Consider the following 2,337-nt stretch of genomic DNA (forward strand, 5'->3'; position numbering starts at 1 on the left):
TAAGGGGGAGAATGGGGATGGGGCAGATATGGTTTCCTGATGCAAAGGTATTGGAGGTGGACCTCACAAAGGGAACTACGAGGGCTTTAGTGGTGCCAGGGGAGGTCTATAGGCTATATCCGGGAGGGTCCGCTTTAGGAACGTATTTACTTCTTAAAAACATGAAGGGCAAAGTTGATCCTTTTTCACCTGATAATGTCATTACTTTTTCCGTTTCGCCAGTTGTTGGTCTGCCGATCAGTGGGGCAAACAGGCTTTCCATAAACACCAAAAGTCCACTGACCGATGGGATGGGAGACAGCCAATCAGGGGGATTTTTTGCAGCTCATTTGAAAAGCAATGGATGGGACTCCATCATGGTCAAGGGACGCTCGCCTAAACCGGTTTATTTATACATCGATGGCGAGTGCGTAGAGATAAGAGATGCCACTGCTCTATGGGGGAAGGTAACAGGCGAAGTCGAGAAGGCGATCAGAAAGGAGCTTAACGACGATCGTGTTGAGATAGCTCAAGTGGGTCCTGCCGGGGAAGCAGGGGTGCGCTTCGCTTGCGTTATAAACATGGCTAACAGGGCAAACGGCAGAAACGGTACTGGAGCTGTAATGGGTTCAAAGAACTTGAAGGCCATTGTTGTGAAGCACAAAGTGTCTCCAAAACCTCATGACCCCGAGGGTTTTTCAGCATTGGCCAAAAAGGTTGCCCATGGACTGAAGGAAAGCGCCTCTCATCAATCGTTGCACAAATATGGTACCGCTGGCATTCTCAGTGGTTTTAACGAAGCGGGATACCTGCCGTCAAAAAATTGGACGAATGGATATCTTCCCAATGCTTTCAACATTTCGGGGCAGGCGATGACGAAAACTATCCTTAAAAAAGAGGATACATGTTATGGATGCGTGGTCAGATGCAAAAGGGTTGTAGAGGTACCAGGGAAGATTGACAGTACTTACGGAGGGCCGGAGTACGAGTCATGTGCAGCTCTTGGATCGTACTGTGGCGTTACCGATTTAGAGGCCGTAGCATACGCTAACCAACTTTGCAATATGTATGGCATGGATACCATAAGTTGTGGTGCCACTATTGCATTTGCCATGGAGTGCTTTGAAAAGGGGATCATAGATACTGCCGACACAGAGGGCATTGAATTGAACTTTGGGAACGGCAATGCCTTAGTGGAAATGGTCGAAAAAATAGCCAAAAAAGAAGGATTTGGCGGCATACTTGCAGAAGGAAGCGCGAGAGCAGCCAAGATAATCGGCAGAGGTGCCGAGAAGCTGCTAGCGACGGTAAAAGGTCAGGAGTTTCCCGCTCATATGCCTCAGTGGAAGGCTGCCCTAGGGCTTATCTATGCGGTTAATCCCTACGGTGCTGATCACCAATCCAGTGAACACGACCACATTCTTGCCGCTGATCCTACGTCAGAAGAGCGAAGCAGACTAGCAAAAATCGGAGTCTGGAAGGGATCGGAAGATTTCAAAGCCTTGGATGAAGAAAAGATTAGGTTCGCATTTAACACCCATTGTTTTTACTATTTAATCAATGCCCTGTGCTTATGCCAATTTGTAGCAGGGCCAAGCTGGCAGATAATAGGACCTAGCAAAGTAGTAGAGCTTTGTCGTACCGGGATCGGTTGGGATACTTCAGTTTATGAACTCATGCTCGCTGGCGAACGACTGGTCAACATGATGCGTTCCTTCAATGCACGTGAGGGATTTACCAGGGACGACGATTACCTGCCGGACAAAGTTTTTACCCCTCTTTATGGTGGCCCCAGCGACGGAGTCCATCTGGACAAAGACGAGTTTAAAAGGGCCCTGGATATGTTTTATCAAATAGCGCAGTGGGATCCGAAAAGCGGCAATCCGACGGAAGGAGCCTTGATGCGCACGTCCTTGAGCTGGCTTATCTCGTGATCGCCATTTTTAAAAGCACATGCTGGAATGAACAGAATGGAAAATGCTTTTTGAGGAAATCTTGGCATTGAGTTCGCAAAAATATTGCTCTTTTTAGGAGGTATATGACAAATGATTAAAGAAGAAGAAAGGGTGACTTTGAAAGAAGCTGCAGAGCAGGTCGCAAGAGTTTGCAGAAGATTGGCAATGCTTCATCTTGCATTTGCTAAGACATTGGTGGCGGAATTTGGAGAGGAAAAAGGCAAACAATTGATTCTTAAAGCAATAAAAGAATATGGAATTAGCATTGGCAAGGAAGTTAAAGCAAAGGTGAATGCTTTGGGATTAAGTTTAGAACCCGAAAATTACGTTGAGGATCTCCCACATTATGGAATGCACGAGAGCATGGAAAAACTAGAGATCGACGGTGAACCAAGGATCATAG

Annotated in this window: 2 protein-coding genes; both read left to right on the forward strand. The window is 46.7% G+C overall.

Translation table 11 applies throughout. The annotated features are described in order from the left end of the window. Positions 1-1,913 (forward strand): aldehyde ferredoxin oxidoreductase family protein (locus tag Q7P41_RS07945; RefSeq protein ID WP_303883307.1); only part of this gene is annotated, 1,913 nt, incomplete at its 5' end. 111 nt (positions 1,914-2,024) lie between these two features. Further along, positions 2,025-2,337: hypothetical protein (locus Q7P41_RS07950; protein WP_303883309.1), on the forward strand; the 313-nt coding region annotated here is incomplete at its 3' end.

The sequence above is a fragment of the Acetomicrobium mobile genome (assembly GCF_937920065.1).